Origin of the sequence: Desulfitobacterium metallireducens DSM 15288 (assembly GCF_000231405.2) — a bacterium.
Taxonomy (GTDB): domain Bacteria; phylum Bacillota; class Desulfitobacteriia; order Desulfitobacteriales; family Desulfitobacteriaceae; genus Desulfitobacterium_A; species Desulfitobacterium_A metallireducens.
In genome coordinates this window covers 2,874,805-2,894,466 of sequence record NZ_CP007032.1, presented here as the reverse complement: position 1 = coordinate 2,894,466, position 19,662 = coordinate 2,874,805, and the positions used below count along the sequence as shown (strand labels likewise).

The window sequence follows — 19,662 nt, the reverse complement described above, 5'->3', positions numbered from 1 at the left end:
CATAACATATATAATATAGATAAGATATGAATCCCTGGAATTGAACTGAATAAAACGGTTATGACCTGTACCGGAAAACAGGTTCATTGTAAAACCCCTTGTCAGGGGCTCTCCATTAGGGAGAAAAAACAGAAATTGATCTGTAGGGAAGATAACCTCTAAGAAAGGATTAAAAAATGCTAAGAGGTGGGGAAGAAGATGGACGGATAATATTCAGAAGTTAAAACCACGGTCTTTCCTTAAAAATGTAAATTGCGCGCAATCATTTAAAAAACTGAATAAGGAAGAATTAAAAAGCTCATCGCGATTGAGCACCATGAGTGAGGCCTGCCCGAAGGGACAGGCCTTACTCTTTTTTTGCCATGAAAGTGAATATTAATTCTGAAAGAATTGACACTTAACACAAACAAACATATAATGGGATTAAGCAATTAGAAGTTTGTCTAAATATCTAATATTAAAAGAGGTGAAGATGAATGTCCCCTTATAATGAAACGTTTAAAGCCCTTTCGGATAAGACGAGACGGCAAATTCTCCGTGACTTGCGTGATGGAGAAATGAGTGCAGGGGAGATCGCAGACCATTTTGATATGACAAAACCCAGCATATCTCACCATCTTAGTCTTTTAAAACAAGCGGACTTAATCAGCGATCGGCGACAAGGGCAAAACATCATTTATTCTTTGAATACCTCTGTATTTGAAGATGTGATGGGCTGGTTCTTGGAACTGTTGGGCAAAGACCTTAGTGATTTAAAAAAGGAGGAATAGACATGCCAAGTGTTGGAAACCGTCAAGGGGGCTGGGCCAGAATTCTATCGGGTGGGCTTGTTATTATTGATTTTGCAATTGCGTTCTGGGCATATCCGCACTTAGGGGAGAAGGTGCCTTCGCATTGGAATATAGCGGGTCAGGTCGATGGCTATTCCTCGCGCTTTGGGGGAGCCTTTATGTTACCGTTTATTCTCTTGGGAATTTATCTTCTGTTTTGGGTCATCCCCAAGATTGATCCGAAAAAAGCAAATTACCCGGCTATGTCAAGAGTTTATTGGATTACCGCATTGGCTGTGATCTTCTTTATGAGTTTGACCCATGTAGGAGCACTAGGTGTAGGGCTCGGTTATCTAGAAACCCTCCCTCGTTGGTACTTCTCGGGAATCGGTCTTTTGTTTATCGTCCTGGGAAATTATTTCGGAAAAATCAAATTCAACTATTTCTTTGGCATTCGGACATCTTGGACTTTAGCTAGTGAAGAAGTTTGGTATCGCACGCACCGCTTTGCCGGACCGATCTGGATGGTCGGAGGTATTCTTTTGGGCATCTTAGGCTTTTTACCCGCGCAATGGGTGGGCCCTCTCTTTGCAGCAGCAATGGTCTTACTGGTCGGCGTGCCTATCCTGTATTCCTATGTGCAGTTCCGTAAGCTGAGCCAATAGCAAAAATTTAAGATTCTGCCGTGCTTGTGTCTAAAATCTCTTTTACCGGGCAAGATTAGGGTTAAGGGAACTTATCCTTGATAATTAACAGGTAAAGGAGATTTTTAGGTTTATGCGCAAGATCAATTGGATCGTAGGCTCGGTCGCTTTGGGACTTGGGATGGCTATCGGAATTGTCGGCTATGCTGTGGCGACGACACCTGCAACGGGAAACTCACTTTTAACCAAGTTTGGAGCGGGTAAGGAAACGCAGGTGCTCAGCGATGGGGTTCAGTCAACCGATTCAGTCCTGGGAAATTCCAACCCCGATTTGAATGTGGATCCTCTCACGCCTTCTGAAGGGGTACTCACTGAGGAAATCAAAAACGAGAGTACGGTAGAAGGGCTGAATCAGAAAATTATCAATGATTATAAGCAAAATATCGGCTATTTTTTCGGAGCATGGCAATCTACAGATATGGTCAAATTTCGTAATCAGCTAGCCAAGGCTTACGTTGGGGAGCTTTATGAAAAGCATGCTCGCAAAGCTGAGAGTTTCATCATTCAAGGGATAGGTTTAGAAGTGAGTGATATTCGCTTTGATGAAATTAAGGTAGAATCCGCTACTTCTACCGCAGGGACGATTGAAGCCACTTATCGTTATGTGGCACAGGATTATAACTTGGGGGAACAAATGCCCCAAGGAGAAAAGACTGAACATCTCGTTCATGTTCGCGTCAACTTGATTCTGTCCAATGATCACTGGATGATTTCGGGAGAAACTCCACTGACTTAAATAGGGATAATAAATTTTAGAGAATACTCTTCTCTATTATAAGGTTAAGACAAATAGGTCTTTTTGCCATGTGAAGTAGGCGAAAGGGCCTATTTCTTTATTTTTGAGCAGGAAACTGGAATAAAGATGTTGAAATAGGAGGAATGGACTCCAACCAAGGAGGGTTTTGGGTGAAAAACAGAAAAAAATGGATGAGTGTCCTAATAAGTACTATTCTACTCGTACAAACCTTAGGAGAACCGAGCCTCCTTTTAGCAGCAACGAATTCTTTAACTACCCCTACGACGACTCCAACAAATTTTACACCCCAAGTCAATCCATCTTTAGAGGAGATCAATACCCTTTTGGAAAAAGTGGCCCGCGAAGAAGAGATCCCTAGCACGATTCTAAAAGCGATTGCCTTTCAAGAAAGTTCATGGCGTCAATTCGATAGTCTGGGTCAACCCCTTCTCAGCACATCAGGAGCAATTGGCATCATGCAAATTTCACCTAAATATGAAAGCCCTGAGAACATTGTAAAATTAAAGACCGATATTGAGTTTAATATTCGCCGGGGAGCGGAACTTCTGAATGAAAAGTGGTCGTTTGTCCCTAAAATAGGGGATGGAGATCGTAATAAATTAGAGAATTGGTACTTTGCGATCTGGGCCTATAATATTTGGTCTGGAAAGAATAACCCGAATGAAGCGACTAATACGAGCACAACGAGCATAGGAGTATCTCAGGGCAGTGTAACCCCTACAGTGACTTCCCCGACTACGCCCGTCATAGTCTATCAGGAGGATGTGCTGAAGAAGATTGCGAATCCCCCTGCTTGGTTAGCCCGTTATATTCCAGCAGTGGAGGTTACGCGAGTTCCGGCGAGTTCTTTGCCCGCGCAAGGAGTTCCTCAAAAAACGGTGCCATGGACGACCCCACTGCCTTATCACTTAGGAGATTTAAATGCGGGTGCAGTGACCAAAGTCGTTCCCGAATGGATGCGTTTACAAGGGAGCGACCGGATTGATACAGCGCTGCAACAAGCTCAAAAAGGGTGGCCCCAAGGTTCAAAGTCGGTTATTTTAGCACGAGCAGATAACTTCCCGGATGCTTTAGCAGGGGTTCCACTCGCCGCACGCTTGGATGCGCCTATTTTATTAACATCTTCACAAGAGCTTGATCCCAGGGTTCTTGTTACCTTGAACACGCTGCAACCTCAGACCATTTATCTGCTGGGCGGAGAAGGCGCGCTGGGGACAAAAATTACGACAATCCTTGAGGAAAAGGGCTGGGGCAAAGAAAATATCGTTCGTATTAGTGGAGATAGTCGTTACAGCACGGCTTCCAGTTTAGCTTTGGCCACAGCAGCCACATCCCTTCCTGCAATCACGGCAGAGGGAAATATATCGATACAAACGATTTCGCAAGGAACATCTTTACAGAGTATTCCAGCCGTAGCCATCGCAACAGGTGAGAACTTTCCCGATGCTTTAGGTATTGCTTCTATAGCCGGAGCGAAGAAGATGCCTATTCTGTTGACTTCAGCAGAGGAAATCCCGACAGAGACTTTAGAGACCTTGAAACGTCTTAACCCTGCGAAGGTCTATCTTATTGGAGGAAAAGGCAGTATTTCCTTGCAGGTGGAGCAACAGATTAAAGACAGTTTAAACTTATCGTCCACCCAAATTCGCCGACTCGCGGGAGCGTCACGTTATGATACGATGGCTGCTGTTGCCCAAGAATTTCAAGGAGATATTCAAAACCTCAGTTTTGCCACAGGCGAAGATTTTCCCGATGCGCTTGCGGGTGCAGCCTTAGCGACGCATCAATCTTCGACGATTGTACTTGTACCCAAGACTTCACTAGAAGAATATCCTGGTCTTCAGAATTGGCTCAAAGGACAAATTCAAACGCTGACGGTTCCCGTCGCCTCGAATGGAAATTCGTCCTTATCGCTCTATTTAATGGGCGGTTCAGGCGCTATACCTCAAAAAATCGAACAAGAACTGAAATCCTTAGTCGCACAGTGAATTGAGCTGTGAAGGGGAGTACATGTCCTGTTGTAAAACGGTAAAAACTATAGTAAACTGTAAAACGGTGATTTATTGAAGAGCTTTAAAGGAATTTTAAAGAAGGGACTTAAAATTCATGTTATGGCGTAAGCGAACTTTAATGTTAATGGCGATTGATGTCGTACTCGTAAATCTTGCTGCTTTTTTAAGCTTTTATATTCGTTTTGAAGGGAGTATCCCTTCGGAATATACGTTGACCTATTACCATTCAGCATGGGCCGCCACCCTAATTTATTTGGCGGTTTTCTATGTTTTTGGACTTTACAAAAGGCTTTGGCAGTACGCTAGTACCGGTGAACTTTTGTTGATTGTTTTTGCGGCAACCGTGGGTACTGCAGCCACAGTCACGGTCGTTTATTTCTTGGCACCCATGCGTTTTCCCCATTCCGTGGCAGCGCTTCTTTGGTTTACCACCCTCTTTCTCATAGGGGCCTCGCGCTTTGCTTGGAGGATTATACAAGAGAATGTTTTTACACCGCACGTTCCGGGTTCTCAGAGACAGGTGCTGGTTGTGGGCGCCGGAGATGCCGGTGTCGTGGCAGTTCGTGAACTTAAGAATCGAAATTATCATGAAGGGCGACCCGTCGGATTTATTGATGATGACCTGAAAAAACAGCACCTTCAGCTCATGGGCATTCCCGTCTTAGGGACGCATAAGGATATTGCCCGTGTGGTTAAAAATCATAATATTGATGAAGTTGTGATTGCGATGCCTTCTGCTTCAGGAGAAGTCATTCGCGAGATCGTACAGATTACGGAAAAAACTGGCGTGGATTTAAAAATTTTGCCGGGCGTTTACGATCTCCTGAGTGGTAAGGTGGATACTAAAGAAATTCGTGAAGTTCAAGTCGAGGACTTACTCGGTCGCGAACAAGTTAACGTTGACCTTGAGCAGGTAGCTGGCTACTTAGCGGGAGAAACCGTTTTCGTCACCGGAGGCGGGGGCTCAATCGGTTCGGAGATTTGCCGTCAGATCACGCGCTTTAACCCCGGTAAAATCGTGATTTTGGGTCATGGTGAAAATAGTATTTTTGATATTGAACAAGAACTTCGCACTGAACATCCTGGCATTGAGATCGCGACTGAGATCGTGGATATTAAAGATCGTGAGAAGATCCAGCTTGTTTTTGAACGTTATCGACCTGGCGTTATTTTCCATGCCGCAGCTCATAAGCATGTGCCGCTGATGGAGAAAAACCCGGAAGAGGCTTTGAAAAATAACATTGTCGGCTCGTTTAACTTAGCCGAGGCTGCTGATAAAGTCGGCGTTAAAATTTTTGTGCTCATTTCCACAGATAAAGCGGTGAATCCTACCAGTGTGATGGGTGCGACTAAACGGGTGACTGAGATGATTATTCAGACCATGGATAAACGCTCTAAAACAAAATTCGTGGCCGTTCGTTTTGGCAATGTTTTAGGAAGCCGAGGCAGTGTGATTCCTACCTTTAAAAAGCAAATTAAGAAAGGTGGACCCGTCACCGTCACCCACCCTGAAATGGTCCGGTTCTTTATGACCATACCGGAGGCTTCGCAACTGGTCATTCAGGCTGGCGCGATGGCTCAAGGTGGAGAAATTTTCATTCTCGATATGGGTAAGCCTGTTAAAATTGTTGATTTAGCCCGTGACCTCATTCGTTTGTCCGGGTTTGAACCTGATGTTGATATCCCGATTAAATTTACAGGAATGCGTCCGGGTGAGAAGCTATATGAAGAGTTACTCACGGCAGAGGAAGGGACCTCAGCCACGAAGCATAAACGCATTTTCGTGGCCAAGCCAAGTCCTGTTGAGACCGCGAAACTCGAAGAAATCATCCATACCATTCGTGAGCAGGGTACCTATCTGTCTAAGGATGAGGTCGTCGAGCTTCTTCAAACCGTCATTCCTACATTTCGAAAGCAAACTGCCAAAGCAGTGGCGAACCAATAAATAAGTTTGAAAGGGGAATCGGGAGATTCCCCTTTCAACAATCATTAATTCAGACAATGACTATTTTGAAAGGATGAAGAGTGAGTATGGATAAAAAAATGCGTTTTGCTATCATTGGTTGTGGACGAATTGCTCAAAAACATGGGGAATCGATCATGGCGATTCCGGAAGCGGAACTCGTGGCAGTTTGCGATATTGTTCCGGAGAAGGCGCAAGCCTTTGCTGATAAGTACGGAGCTAAACCCTATACCTCCTATGACGAAATGTTGGCAAATGAGGATCTTGAAGTGGTAACCATCGCGACCCCTTCAGACTTACATGCTCCGATTGGAATTGCAGCTGCTAAAGCAGGTAAACATGTCATGGTGGAAAAGCCGATGGCGATGACCCTAAAAAGTGCGGATGAACTCATCAAGACCTGTAAGGATGGTGGCGTGAAACTCGCCGTTATTCACCAAAACCGCTTTAACAAGTCGGTGAAATTGATGCGCAAAGCCTTGGATGAGGGCCGCTTCGGAAAACTGACCCATGGTCAAGCGACCGTACGTTGGAATCGTGATGAAAACTACTATGCTCAAGCTTCTTGGCGTGGAACGAAGCTCCAGGATGGCGGCGTGCTCATGAACCAATCGATCCATAATATTGACTTGCTTCAATGGACCTTTGGCCCTGTAGAATCCGTCTTCGGCTATACCGCAACTGCGATGCGTCCTATCGAGATGGAAGATGTCGGAGGAGCCGTCATAAAATTTAAGAATGGCGCCATTGGTTTGATTGAAGCCGCCTCGACGATCTATCCGAAAAATATTGAAGAAACGCTTAATGTCTTCGGAACGACAGGTTCAGTCATTATTGGCGGCATCGCTGTTAACCGGGTTGAAACCTGGGAGTTTCCTGAAAGCGAAGAGGAGAAAACGCAAATCTTAGACAGTCAAGAAAATGATCCGCCAACAGTCTATGGATTTGGACATCGCGAGATCATCACGGATATGATTCATGCCATTAAGGAAGATCGATTGCCGGCAATCCCGGGCGAAGAAGGCCGCAAGGCTTTGGAGATCATTCTCGCGATTTATAAATGTCAAGCGACGAAGGAACCTGTTGTCTTCCCGCTTGTCGAAGATTAAATGTAAGGTCGAGCATGTGTCTGGAGCGAGTTGCGATTACAGCTGCTCCGGCCAGGCGCTCGCAAAGCAAACTAACGGCTCAAACTGGTGGATGAAAGCAGGCGGGGATCGGCGCCAGAATCGCCTTCCCTGGCTCTGTTGGCGCCCGGACACATCCGTGTGTCCGCCCCGCTAATGCAAGCCAGTTTTCGCCGAGTTTGCTAGCTGCTCGCTTAAGGCCTCCACATCTGTACTCGCAACTCACCGGGCTGCTTCATGGGTCTCTTGCATGTATTACTAATAAGACCCATGAGGTAGCGTGGTACTTTATGTACCACCGGCTACAGCCGCATGCATAAGAAGCGAGAAAGCATGGACGTGGATTTTGATTTACGGGAGAGAACGACTAAAGCAAGCAGTTACCGAAGCTTAGGCAGTGGCTCCTGCTTGAAAGCAAAGGGTTGCGAACAGGACGTGAGCAACCGCCAACAGAGTCAGGAGACGATTTTGGCGGGAACCCGATGACCCAGAGGTGGAAACAGTGCCTTAGCTTCGGTCTGAGAAGCGCCTGGAGTGAACGGAGTAAACAAAATCCACACCCTAGACGCATTCTCCAAAAACCCGATAGGAATACATATAAAAACTTATAAACAAAGAAATCAACGCGCGAGAAACGAGGTAATATTGATGACAACTAAAAATATGAATAGACTTTTCATCTCGCCTGAAGCGACAATTCCTGAGAGTACGATTTTTGGACCTTTCTGCGTGATTGGACAAGGCGTGACTTTGGGTGAACACGTCGTTTTGGGCGCAGGGTGTATTCTCGCGGACGGAGTATCAATTGGTGCAGGAACAGTACTCGGTCACTATGTCACTGTGGATCATGGCGCTGTCTTAGGTGAAGAATGCCAGATCGGAAATCATGTGAGCGTTGGGACTTGGGCCAAAGTGGGCGCCCGGACGAAAGTCGGTGATCACACGACGATTTATCCGCAAGTTGATTTAGGAGAAGACGGTTTTATCGGGAGTAACTCTTCGATTGGACGTCTTCCTAAAGCTGCAGCAACAAGTACGGTTAAGGCCCATGCGGATTTACCCCCTCTTCGAATCGGGAAGGGCTATACTGCGGGATGCTCGGTTGTGCTTTATGCTGGGACAAGTTATGGAGATAAGGTTTTCATCGGGGATGGAGCACTTGTTCGCGAAAGATGCACGATTGGTCAGAATGTTGTGATCGGGAGTGGCGCGGCAGTTGAAAATGATACCCGGATCGGCGAGTTTACAAAGATTCAAACCGGTTCGTATATCACCGCTTATATGGAAATCGATGATCACGTTTTTATTGCCCCAATGGTTTCGACCACGAATGATAACTTCATGGGTCGTACGGAAAAACGCTTCAAGCTTATTAAGGGAGCCCATATTGGCCGTGGCGCCAGGATCGGTGGAGCATCGATTCTCCTTCCGGGAGTTGAGATAGCTCCTGAGACCTTCGTCGCCGCTGGGGCGTTAGTCACGAAGGATACGACGGAAAAGCGAGTTATGATTGGATTCCCTGCTCGCGATGTTCGGCAGGTGCCAGAGGAGGAACTGCTCCCGTAAGATCTTGCATGGAGAGTTTAGGGCATGTATATGGGGCAAGTTGCGATTACAGCTGCTCCGGCCAGGCGCTCGCAAAGCAAACTAACGGCTCAAACTGCTTAATGAAAGCGGGCGGGGTGCCCGACAAAATCGCCATCCTTGGCTCTGTTGTCGGCGTGGCACGTCCATGTGCCCCGCCCCGCTAATGCAAGCCAGTTTTCGCCGAGTTTGCTAGCTGCTCGCTTAAGGCCTCCGCATCTGTACTCGCAACTCACCTGGCTACTTCATGGGTCTCTTGCATGTGCAACTTGCATTGTTCAAGAGGCAGCGGGTGCATTCTGCACCGGGCGCTGCAGATGCATGCAAAAAGAAGCGAGAAAGACCTGGACGTGGATTTTGATTTACGGGAGAGAACGACTAAAGCAAGCAGTTACCGAAGCTTAGGCAGTGGCTCCTGCTTGAAAGCAAAGGGTTGCGAACAGGACGTGAGCAACCGCCAACAGAGTCAGGAGACGATTTTGGCGGCGTCCCGTGACCCAGAGGTGGAGACAGTGCCTTAGCTTCGGTCTGCGAAGCGCCTGGAGTGAACGGAGTAAACAAAATCCACACCCCAGACGCATTCTCAATCTCGACCTCGACCTCGACCTTATGATTCATCAAAAGCTAACCTCGTCGACCAATAATTTTGTAAAACAAAATGGACAGGCTATAATAAGACTGAATTGCTCAGCTCAAGCGATTATAGGTGGAGCGTGATTTGTTAAGTGAAAAATAAAAGAATATTAATTAATATGATCTATGTCCTTTTTATCCTGGGGAATCTGCTCGTTGATCCGAGCTTAGTCGTTGTTGATGCGTATGCTTTAGGGATAGGGCTGATCATTATCAACCATATTCGCTGGGAAGGCGGACAGGAACTGCTCTATCACTTTGTTTTGTTGTTTTCCGTGATGGACTTTACCTTCAATCTCCCCTTGCTGGGTCGCTTTAACATTTATTATCTGCATATTGCCTTATTTGTCTTAGTCGTTTGGCTGATGGTTTCTTTCTTAAAAAAGAGACCGAATCTCAGTCCCAAGCAGCTTACCCAGAATCGATATCTTCTTTTTCTCTCCATTTTTATCGTTTATATGGTTATTTCTCTTGTTTGGTCAGAAGCTAAGGGAGCAGCCGTCAAGCAAATGATCAATTATGGGATTATGATCTGCTTCATGCTTGTTGTTTTTATTTTCAATCCGAATCAAGAAAAGCTGAGAGAAACGCTCAAGGTTTTGGCTTATACCCTCGGATCCGTCCTGGTTATAGGGACGATTGAAATGACAGGAAATCGGATCATGCCTGTTCGCAACATTTTCTCGGATACGGGCTGGTATGATAAAGGAATTGATTATCTTAAAACGATTCCTGAAGTTTTCTTTTATAATCCCAATAACTATGGGGTTTATCTGATTATGGCGATGTGCTTTATCGTTTCTTTTATTGTGTATAACCGCAATAAAAAGACGACAGCCTTGTTTTGGCTCCTGCAATTAGGAGCACTCATGAATCTGATCTTTTGTACCTCACGGACAGCCTATATTGCCATGCTCGTAACCTTGGGTGGGTTTATGGTACTCTTCCTTTTGACAAGGGAATGGCGGAAATTCCGGAAAGCCTTAGCTGTGGGACTGTTAACAATCATTCTCTTTTATGGCTTATCGATCACGCCAGAACTTGATGTTTATTATGGAAAGTTTAATGATACGCCGATCATCAATATGCTGAGTTTAAATAAGAACAAAAAAATTCAGCCGATTGCTGAATTTGGGGGAGAAGGCTCAACCAGTGAGCGCATGACGACGATGATCGATATTACCAAAGGCGTAGTTCTGGAGGGGCATCCTCAAGGATTTGGGGTCAATAATACCGGCGGTTACCTCAAGAAACTGGGTAACACGCATGGGATTGTCAATCCGCACAGTCTTTGGTTCGAAGTCCTCGGGGATTTTGGAATCGGGATTTTCCTCTACTTTATCTTTATTTACCTAAACCTTCTGTGGGATCTTTTGAAGGTTTATCGAGAAAGCCTGAAATCTGCCCCCTCTGGAATAACTTCGTATACAACCTTAAGCTTGATTGCAGCCTTGGGCGGGTTTATTTTAACCGCCTTTGCCCCGAGTTCGGTGATTAGTTTTCCACAGATGTGGCTCTTATTTGGTCTTGCGGCCACGATCATTATTCGTCGCAAAACGTTTCTCGAAAACGTAAAGAATGGGTGACACTGTGAAAGTTTTGATTTTAGCGGGATGGTACCCCAATCATAGCAATCCCATGAAAGGGACGTTTATCCGGGAACAGGCCTTAGCTTTACATAAAGCGGGCCTTCCGGTGGCGGTCTTTTATCCTTTTGACGAAGAGCTAAAGTCGGGAGAAATGAAAGAAGCTCGGGAAGAGGGGCTGCAGGTCTATCGCGCAAATACGGTAGGCGAGGGTAACCGTTTCGTGGGAAGATTTGCAAGCTATTTCAGATCGATCCGAATGTTAGAAAGGATCACAAACGACGTTCAACCGGATCTTCTGCATGTTCATGTTGGATACCCAGCGGGGATTATCGCCTATCTATTTACGCGCAACCACTCGATTCCTTATCTGATTACGGAGCATATGTCTTATTTACAGGATTACGTCGCTAAATGGCAGCATCGTATCCTTTTAAAGAGGACGTTTGAGCACGCACAAAGGGTTCTCCCTGTGAGTACTGCTTTGCAAAAACAGTTTACCTCTTGGGGCTGGAACGTAAAAACAAAAGTAGTTCCCAATGTTGTTGATACGGAACGTTTCCAGCTGGATAGGAATGCTTCCAAAGAGGGGGTGCATCTTCTCTTTGCAGGAAATATGGAAGCGACTGAGGTGAAGGGTCTCCAGTATCTTTTACCTGCTTTTGCCCAAGTCCTAAGGAATCAGCGTAAAGATCAACCCCTGCATTTAGATTTAGTCGGAGATGGGGCCAAGCGCAAAGACTATGAAGCGTTAGCCCAAAAATTAGGGATAACAGACTCTGTTACGTTTCATGGACGGGTCAATCCCGGCGAGATGCCTGGATTTTACCAGAAAGCGGATCTACTGGTGCTTTCCTCGGTGAAAGAGACTTTTGGTTGTGTGCTTATTGAGGCGATGGCGAGTGGCAAACCGGTATTAGCGACAGCCTGTGGTGGACCTCAGGATATTATTAAGGAAAAAACGGGCCTTTTAGTTCCACCGGAAAGCACAGAAGCGTTGGCCAAAGGCATGCAAGATATGCTAGCTTCCCTTCAGGATTTTGATGAAGTGAAAATTCGTAACTACGCCCTGAATCACTATAGTCCAGAGGCTGTAGCGAGAATGCTGATCGAGATTTATGAAGAGATACGTTAAAGAAGAAATACGTTAAAGAGAAGAGAAAGGGAGAATTCAAGCGAATGGGTTTTACAAAGTCTGTGACGATCACGTTTCTTAGTAACATGCTTTTGTTCTTTCTTTCAATTATCAATACAACGATTCTTTCCCGGGTTCTTGGTCCTGAGGGCAAAGGGGTCGTTGATGTCGCAAATAACTTTTTGAGTTTTGCGACGCTTATTTTAGGTATGGGCTTTGCGGCCTCTAATGTATATTTTCTAGGGAAGAAAAAGGATAAGCTCAACGCGGTTATTGGCAATAATATTCTTGTGGCATTGCTCAGTGTTATTTTTTTAGTTCCCTTTTATATTTTACAGCAGCATTATCATTTTAAATTTTTAGAAGGCGTAACAAACCTCCAAATGATCGCGGTCCTGATTACAGTTCCGCTGGTTAACTTCAAAGCGGCAATGATTAATGTCCTGCTTGGATTGCAGGATATTGTTGAATATAATCGAATCAATATTCTAGACCGTATTCTTAGCTTAGGCCTTTTAATTCTATTTCTACTGATTGCGGTGAATCCAACCGCGGCCATTGTTTCTGGTTTAGTCGGAACCCTTATTATTTGTATAGTCCAAGCTTACCTCCTGATTATTAAGCGTAAACAGGCCCCGCATCTCGATCGTTCCTTAATGAAGGCTATGTTTGGCTACGGGATGAAGGCTCAATTCGGGAATATTGTGCAAAAACTCAATTACCGGTTGGACGTCTTCATCGTGAACTACTACCTGCCAATCGAACAGGTCGGAATTTATGGTATCGCGGTTGCTTTAGGGGAGACTCTTTGGGGGGTATCCGGAAGCATCGCTACGATTATGTTTCCCATAGCTTCCGCTTCAACAGATAAAAAGGAAATGACGCGGTTTACAAATCAGATTACCCGGGTTAGCCTGACACTAATTATCAGCTTCTCATTTGTGCTGGCACTCCTCTCGAAACCCTTGGTTATCATTTGGTTTGGTTCGGAGTTTGCAACAGCAGCCAATGCTTTAATCTGGTTGCTCCCAGGGATTAGTATTTTTTCCGTTTCGAATATTTTAGCGAACTATCTCGCCGGGGTTGGCCTGGTTGAGAAAAATATCTACTCGTCACTTGTATCCGGAGTGGTAACCGTGGTTTTGGATATTTTCTTGATCCCCAGAATTGGGATTAATGGGGCCTCAATCGCCACGAGTATATCCTATATTTCTTTCACAGTAATGACCATTATCTTCTATACGCGTTATACTGAGGCGCGGTGGGTGGACATCCTGATTATCAAGAAGAGCGATATCAGTCAGATTATACGATTCGTGAAGAATAAACTGCATCGCTAAGAGTAGAGAAAAGAAGGGAGGGAAAGCTGTGGATTGGATCATCTTAGGGGTTACGCTATTAGCCATTCTATGGGGTTGGAAAAACCCTCGCTACTTGTTGCCCTTATTAATCCTGGCTTTACCCTTAGAGATCTCGAGAGAGTGGTTTCCCCATTTATCGTTCTTGGATAAGCTCGGTGAATTTGTGGGCGTGATTTATTTCGGGCGCATCTTCACCTTGGTTGTCGTCGCTTACTTTTTCGTTCATGCGCGCAACTCGTTTCTTAATCTCATCAAATCCCCACTTTTTCTTTCCTTAATGGCCTATCTCATCTGGGGGGCAGTGTCTGCTCTCTGGTCAGTTGACAAAATGCATACCCTTGTCAGCGTTGCCCGTTTGGGATTACTTTGGGTTCTGGGCGCAGCTGTTTATGACTTGGTGAAAAGAAAAGAGGGAGTCTTTTGGGTTCCCGCTGCTTTTGCTACTGTTTCCACTGCACTGGCTGGAATCGGAGTCGTGGAAATGATCTCTCATCGCTTCATTTGGTTAAGCGAAATTTACCAGCCCATCGGTCGAATCAATGCTACGTTTGTAGATGCGAATATTTATGCCCGTTTTCTGATGATCGGTTGCTTAGCTACGATCATTTTAATGGTGACGAGTTTCTGGAGTGCCAAGCTGGTCGGAGGATTTGCTCTTATCTTGCAACTTTTGGCGCTGTTAGGGACTGGTTCACGCACAGCCTGGTTCGCGATGATGATCGTCGTCATTGCCTTAGCCTTTCTCATCCCGAAACGTCCGCTGATCATCACGGTATTTTTGGGGATTGGGCTCGCCATCGTTGCGGTTTTCTTAAACCCGGATCTTTGGGCACGAGCGCTTGAACTTAAGCAGAATTTTGGAGCCGCTATAACGCAGCGGCAGTACTTGATCACTGCAGGCATCGAGATGTTTAGAGGCCATCCTGTTCGCGGTGTAGGCCTGGGCGGTTTTCAGCATGTCATGCTGACCCAGTATGCAGAACTCATCCAGAATAATGTGAGCCTTTCTCATACTGCCTTGATTACAACAGCAGCTGAAATGGGAATTATAGGGTTAGGGATTTTGGGTATTTTCTTCGTTTTTCTATACGAAAGAATCCCACGGGCTATTAAACTTCAAAAATTTGCGCAGCACCATGGGATAAGTTCCGAATCCTCTCATCGAGTTTTCTTCATGGTACTCGCCGTGACAGCTATCTTTTTGAGCGCTCAAGGTGAGGGACGATTCTTCGAAGATCCCTATTTTTGGGTTCTAGTCGGTTATGGAGCAGCAATTCAGGATTTTGAGGAGGTGAGCTAAAATGCGCTTGTGCTTTCTTGGAGACGCGGGAAGTATTCACTTGCAACGCTGGATCAATTATTTTGTCCAAGCAGGTTATGAAGTCGAGGTTATTTCGTTTCGACCCTGTGAAATCAAGGGCACCAAAGTCCATCTTTTAGCTCACGGACGGAGTGGACGTTTAGCCTATATTGAAGCACTGGCTAAGATTCGCGGACTTCTGCGCGAGATTCAGCCCGATTTGCTCCATGCACACTATGCCACGAGCTTTGGCTTGCTGGCCCTCTTGAGCGGCTTTAAGCCACTGGTGGTTTCGGCGTGGGGCTCCGATGTCTTGGTTGCTCCGAAAGAGTCTGTTTTTCTGCGGATGATCGTGGAGCAGGTTTTAAGACATGCAGATGCGTTGACCTCTGATTCCGCTTATATGTCAGAACGGATGCGTGAATTGTTAAAGGGGCAGGAGCAGGTTCTTAAAACGGTAACGATGGGCGTGTCCAAAGCTTGGTTTGAGGAGATTCCTGAAGGAGAAAAGAAGGAGTTCCAGATCTTAAGTCTGCGAGGGCACCAAGAAATTTATAATATTGATATCATTATTGAGGCGATGGCTCAAGTGATTCAGAAGATTCCTCAAGCGAAACTGGTCGTGGCAGGAGAAGGGCCGGAAACCTCAGCTCTTAAAACGTTAACCTCTTCCTTGGGACTTGAAAAAAGTATTGACTTTGTGGGGCAACTCCCTCATGCTGCGGTGCAAACCTATTTAAATGAGTCTTCTATCTCGGTGAGCGTTCCCTCCTCCGATGCGACGGCGGTTTCCTTGCTGGAGACGATGGCTTGTGGATCGTTCCCGGTGGTTTCAGATTTACCAGCTAATCGCGAATGGATTGATCCCGAAGTGAACGGACTTCTCGTTCCCGCTAAGGACGCACCTGCATTGGCGCAATCCTTGGTCCGAGCCCTAGAGGAAAAAGAACTGCGCGAAAAGGCTCAAACGATCAATAAACAGCGCGTGAAGGACAAAGCCATTTGGGAAGATAACATGCGCGAGATGGAAGAACTCTATCGCGACTTAACACGATGAAGAAGTGAGGATTTCATGAATATTATCCAGATGATTAAGGCGTATGGGGGGATGGTTTTCGGCAAAACCGATTATTGGCACCCCGATATGAATGTAAATATTGAACTTACCGCAGAACAGGTTCGGAAATACCCTGTGGATATGAGTGCTAAGGCCGAATATGCGGGTGAATTTGATGCTGAAGAGATTCCACTGGTCGATGTCGATGGACATCTTAGCTATCTTCCGGTGACAATAGCCCAGTACGCCTTGGGAAATTATGACCAGTGGATCGATACACAGCAACCTCATTTTCGGGAGCGCTTTCTTCGTGCTGCCAATTGGCTGCAAAAAAACCTTGTGGAATACAAACCCGGTCAATGGGGTTGGCTGAATGACCATGATAAAGAGATGTATCATCTGAAAAAGCCTTGGCTTTCGGCTCTGTCCCAGGGGCAAGCGCTTTCCGTATTAGCCAGAGCGTATCAGGAAACCCATGAGGATAGTTATTTGGAGACAGGAAAAAGAGCACTGAAGGCGTTTTCTGTTCCGGTTGCTGAGGGTGGATTTCTCGCCCTTTATCGGGGTCTTGATTACTATGAAGAATATCCTTCGCAAACACCTTCCTTTGTACTCAATGGTTTTATCTTTGCCTTATGGGGATTAGAGGAGTTTTACCTGCTGAGTCAGCAAGATGAGGCCAAAGAACGTTATCTGGTAGGCCTCGCAACCTTAAAAAAGGTACTGCCTGAGTATCAAGTATCTTATCTGAATTGGTCACGCTATGATCTATATCCATTTAAGGTGGCTGATATTGCGAGTATTTTTTATCATAAGCTTCATATTCAGCAGTTAAAGGCCATGGCTTTGCTGACAGGAGACGACCTGTTTACTCAGCAAGCCAAGCTCTGGGAAAAAGGTAGACAAAGCTTTATCCGATACTGGCTGGCCACCGCTTATAAGGTCCGTCATAAGCTTTCGATCCGGAATGAAAGCAGTTATGTGCCCAGTGTGAAAAAAGGGTAACTAAGAAGTGCGGAGGAACAGGATGAAAAAAGCCCTCATGATCGCCTACTTCTTTCCGCCCTTAGGGGGAAGCGGAGTACAGCGAACCTTAAAATTTGTTAAATATTTGCCTCAGTTTGGGATCTTACCGGTCGTGAGTACCGTCAAAAGCGGGTATAATTTTGCTTACGATGAGAGCTTGCTTCAAGAGGTTCCCAAGGGAGTTAACGTTTATCGCTCAAGTAGTTTAGAGACGTTGTGGCTGCGAGAGGTACTCGATAAATTAGCGAGCTTGAGAAGTACCCATGAAAGTCCATCTGAAGGTGAAATAGAATCGGGTAAGAGTCAGGTATCTTCGGAGCTCGGGGAGAAAAAGCCCGAAGCAACGGGTCAGGTTCAGGAGCAGAAGTCCGAATCGGATCAAAAATCCCTAAAAACTCGGATTTTTGAGTTCATCGATAACTATCTTTTTATCCCAGATTCCAAAGTGCGTTGGCTTCCGTTCGGTTTTTTGAAATCCTTACGGGTTGCGCGTCAGGAAAAAGTGGATTTCCTCTTTTCGTCTTCTTATCCCTATACGGTGCATTGGATTGCGCGTGGAGTTCATAAATTCTATCCTAAGCCTTGGATCGCCGATTTCCGGGATCCCTGGGTAGGCAACAAGGCCATGCAGAAGGATATTCCTTTTCGTAAGAAGCTGGATGCGTGGATGGAACGCAAGGTTGTGGAGGAAGCCGATTATATCATCAATGTGACCTCTTCCATTACCGAAATGTACCAACAGCGTTATCCCCAATATGCGCACAAAATGGTGACGATTACGAATGGGTTTGACCCCGAGGATTTTGCGAAGGTTACCCCAGTTGAACAGCAACAATTCACGCTGATCCATACGGGGATCATTGCCGACGCCTATGATATTGAAAGTTTTGTTGAGGGTGTGCACCATTTTTTAGAACAGGTTCCTTCAGCGCGGGAAAATGTCCAAATTCTCTTTATCGGGTATGTTCCTCCACACTATGATGCGCTTTTGAAGCAAAAGTTAGGGGAGACCTACCGGTTTTTGCCATACATGAGCCATCAAAACGTATTGGAGTTTCTTGCGGGAGCGCACCTGCAGTTTATGACCTTTGATCAGAGTGTTGATAATGCCTATTCCGGCAAACTTTTTGACTATATCGGCACAGGTAAACCCATTCTTGGGCTTCTGCCGGAAGGGGTTGCTGCTCAGCTTATTCGTGAACGCCAGCTAGGAACAGTGGTCTCATTAGGCGATGCAGAGGGCTTAGCTGGGGCGATCAGGACGTATTATGTACAATGGCTTGAGGATGCAGAGGACGTTGCGAAGATTGCGCTGAGCTCCCAAGGAGCAAAGCGTTGTGTTGAATTCAGCCGTGTGAATCTAGCCGGGCAACTCGCCAAATTGTTTCAGGGTTAACCCACGAAGGATTGCGAAAAAAGGAGAACATGTTGTGCGAATTTTGATGCTTACTCAGTATTTTCCGCCCGAGACCGGAGCGGCACAAGTTCGCCTCTTTGAGGTGGCGAAGGCGATCCGTAATCAAGGGCATGACATAGAAGTTGTGACCGCTTTCCCGAATTACCCGAATGGGATTATCCCTCCCGAGTATCAAGGAAAGTTCTATATGAAGGATTCAATAGAAGGCATCCCTGTACATCGGACTTGGATTTATCCGGTTCAACGGGGAAAGTTTTGGAAACGATTGCTTAATTATTTTTCCTTTGTGTTTTCAGCGTTTTATGGTGTTTTAAAAGCCGGCAAAGCGGACTATATCTTTGTGGAATCGCCACCCCTGTTTATCGGTTTTACGATGATCTTTGCCAAGTGGGTTAAAGGAGCGAAGCTCATCTTAAATGTATCTGACCTTTGGCCGGAATCAGCGGTTTCCTTAGGGCTAGTCACCAACAAAACATTGATCACCTTGGCTGAGGGGTTGGAACGTTGGATGTATAAGTCCTCGTGGCGAATTTCGACGCAGACTGAAGGCATTATTTCATCCTTAAAAGATCGAGGAATTCCGGGTGAGAAAATCGTCTTTTTACCCAATGGTGTCGATCCTGATCTCTTTGCCCCGATAAAACAGGATGAGCAACTGCTTGAGAAACTGAACCTGCGTGGAAAATATGTGATCCTTTATGCGGGTACGATGGGATACGCCCATGGTCTCGAAGTTGCCTTGCAAGCAGCCGAGCGTTTAGAAAAAGACCATCCAGAGATCGCCTTCCTTTTGGTTGGGGATGGCTCAGAAAAACCGCGACTGATGGAAATGGCTCAGGAAATGAAGCTTACCAATGTGCGCTGGGTCGATTTTCAGCCGATTACCCAAATGCAGCGCTATTATAGCCTGGCTCATATTAGCCTTTCGACACTACGACGCTATAAACTCTCGGAGGGGGTACGCCCTTCGAAGCTCTTCCCGGGATTAGCTAGTGCGAAACCCTTGATCTATGTGGGTGAAGGGGAAGGCGCTAAAATTGTAGAAGAAAGTGGAGGCGGGGTGGTTATTCCACCGGAAGAACCCCAGCTTCTCGCCGAGACGATTCTTATGTTACAGCAAGATCCAGGACGTTGTCAGACACAGGGTGAGCATGGTCGGGAGTTTGTTATTAAAAACTATTCTTGGAAATCGATCGTGAGTCATTGGCTTCGGGATTTAGGACTTTAAAA

The 19,662-nt window shown here is 45.8% G+C and carries 16 protein-coding genes; all 16 read left to right on the top strand.

Features of this window, described 5'->3' with window-relative positions; translation table 11 throughout:
• Positions 1-476: 476 nt before the first annotated feature.
• On the top strand, positions 477-770 hold the full coding sequence (locus DESME_RS13950; protein ID WP_006718436.1) for an autorepressor SdpR family transcription factor: 294 nt from the start codon (positions 477-479) through the stop codon (positions 768-770).
• 2 nt (positions 771-772) lie between these two features.
• Positions 773-1,435, top strand: a complete 663-nt coding sequence (locus DESME_RS13945; RefSeq protein ID WP_006718434.1) for an SdpI family protein — start codon at positions 773-775, stop codon at positions 1,433-1,435.
• 112 nt (positions 1,436-1,547) lie between these two features.
• Entirely contained in the window at positions 1,548-2,210 is a 663-nt protein-coding gene (locus DESME_RS13940) for a hypothetical protein (protein ID WP_006718432.1), read from the top strand.
• Positions 2,211-2,380: 170 nt separating this feature from the next.
• Positions 2,381-4,219, top strand: coding sequence for a cell wall-binding repeat-containing protein (locus DESME_RS13935; RefSeq protein WP_006718430.1), 1,839 nt, complete (start codon positions 2,381-2,383; stop codon positions 4,217-4,219).
• Between the two features lie 118 nt (positions 4,220-4,337).
• A complete protein-coding gene (locus DESME_RS13930; RefSeq protein ID WP_006718428.1) occupies positions 4,338-6,188 on the top strand; it encodes a polysaccharide biosynthesis protein in 1,851 nt (616 codons plus the stop codon).
• 86 nt (positions 6,189-6,274) lie between these two features.
• Positions 6,275-7,315 carry a Gfo/Idh/MocA family protein gene (locus tag DESME_RS13925; RefSeq protein WP_006718427.1) on the top strand — a complete coding sequence of 347 codons (1,041 nt, stop codon included), beginning with the start codon at positions 6,275-6,277 and terminating at the stop codon, positions 7,313-7,315.
• A 330-nt stretch (positions 7,316-7,645) separates the two neighbouring features.
• Complete coding sequence (locus tag DESME_RS15940; protein WP_167998850.1) at positions 7,646-7,819, top strand: hypothetical protein; 174 nt, start codon at positions 7,646-7,648, stop codon at positions 7,817-7,819.
• A gap of 162 nt (positions 7,820-7,981) precedes the next feature.
• Entirely contained in the window at positions 7,982-8,899 is a 918-nt protein-coding gene (locus DESME_RS13920) for an N-acetyltransferase (protein WP_006719174.1), read from the top strand.
• Between the two features lie 770 nt (positions 8,900-9,669).
• On the top strand, positions 9,670-11,136 hold the full coding sequence (locus DESME_RS13910) for an O-antigen ligase family protein (protein WP_167998849.1): 1,467 nt from the start codon (positions 9,670-9,672) through the stop codon (positions 11,134-11,136).
• The gene (locus DESME_RS13905; RefSeq protein ID WP_006718000.1) at positions 11,129-12,271 is read left to right on the top strand and encodes a glycosyltransferase; all 1,143 of its coding nucleotides are present in this window, start codon (positions 11,129-11,131) and stop codon (positions 12,269-12,271) included. The genes DESME_RS13910 and DESME_RS13905 overlap by 8 nt, the downstream gene beginning before the upstream one ends.
• 44 nt (positions 12,272-12,315) lie before the next feature.
• Entirely contained in the window at positions 12,316-13,611 is a 1,296-nt protein-coding gene (locus DESME_RS13900) for a flippase (protein WP_006718002.1), read from the top strand.
• 28 nt (positions 13,612-13,639) lie between these two features.
• Complete coding sequence (locus tag DESME_RS13895) at positions 13,640-14,932, top strand: O-antigen ligase family protein (RefSeq protein ID WP_006718005.1); 1,293 nt, start codon at positions 13,640-13,642, stop codon at positions 14,930-14,932.
• Position 14,933: 1 nt separating this feature from the next.
• Positions 14,934-15,989 carry a glycosyltransferase gene (locus DESME_RS13890; protein ID WP_006718007.1) on the top strand — a complete coding sequence of 352 codons (1,056 nt, stop codon included), beginning with the start codon at positions 14,934-14,936 and terminating at the stop codon, positions 15,987-15,989.
• 15 nt (positions 15,990-16,004) lie between these two features.
• Positions 16,005-16,994, top strand: coding sequence for a D-glucuronyl C5-epimerase family protein (locus DESME_RS13885; protein WP_006718009.1), 990 nt, complete (start codon positions 16,005-16,007; stop codon positions 16,992-16,994).
• 22 nt (positions 16,995-17,016) lie between these two features.
• A complete protein-coding gene (locus DESME_RS13880) occupies positions 17,017-18,411 on the top strand; it encodes a glycosyltransferase (protein WP_006718011.1) in 1,395 nt (464 codons plus the stop codon).
• Between the two features lie 34 nt (positions 18,412-18,445).
• A complete protein-coding gene (locus DESME_RS13875; protein ID WP_006718013.1) occupies positions 18,446-19,660 on the top strand; it encodes a glycosyltransferase family 4 protein in 1,215 nt (404 codons plus the stop codon).
• The last annotated feature ends 2 nt before the right edge of the window (positions 19,661-19,662 follow it).

Coding starts and splice junctions, on each gene's coding strand:
- DESME_RS13950 (WP_006718436.1), top strand. CDS start 477: ATGTCCCCTTATAATGAAACGTTTAAAGCCCTTTCGGATAAGACGAGA.
- DESME_RS13945 (WP_006718434.1), top strand. CDS start 773: ATGCCAAGTGTTGGAAACCGTCAAGGGGGCTGGGCCAGAATTCTATCG.
- DESME_RS13940 (WP_006718432.1), top strand. CDS start 1,548: ATGCGCAAGATCAATTGGATCGTAGGCTCGGTCGCTTTGGGACTTGGG.
- DESME_RS13930 (WP_006718428.1), top strand. CDS start 4,338: ATGTTATGGCGTAAGCGAACTTTAATGTTAATGGCGATTGATGTCGTA.
- DESME_RS13925 (WP_006718427.1), top strand. CDS start 6,275: ATGGATAAAAAAATGCGTTTTGCTATCATTGGTTGTGGACGAATTGCT.
- DESME_RS15940 (WP_167998850.1), top strand. CDS start 7,646: ATGCATAAGAAGCGAGAAAGCATGGACGTGGATTTTGATTTACGGGAG.
- DESME_RS13920 (WP_006719174.1), top strand. CDS start 7,982: ATGACAACTAAAAATATGAATAGACTTTTCATCTCGCCTGAAGCGACA.
- DESME_RS13910 (WP_167998849.1), top strand. CDS start 9,670: ATGATCTATGTCCTTTTTATCCTGGGGAATCTGCTCGTTGATCCGAGC.
- DESME_RS13905 (WP_006718000.1), top strand. CDS start 11,129: ATGGGTGACACTGTGAAAGTTTTGATTTTAGCGGGATGGTACCCCAAT.
- DESME_RS13900 (WP_006718002.1), top strand. CDS start 12,316: ATGGGTTTTACAAAGTCTGTGACGATCACGTTTCTTAGTAACATGCTT.
- DESME_RS13890 (WP_006718007.1), top strand. CDS start 14,934: ATGCGCTTGTGCTTTCTTGGAGACGCGGGAAGTATTCACTTGCAACGC.
- DESME_RS13885 (WP_006718009.1), top strand. CDS start 16,005: ATGAATATTATCCAGATGATTAAGGCGTATGGGGGGATGGTTTTCGGC.
- DESME_RS13880 (WP_006718011.1), top strand. CDS start 17,017: ATGAAAAAAGCCCTCATGATCGCCTACTTCTTTCCGCCCTTAGGGGGA.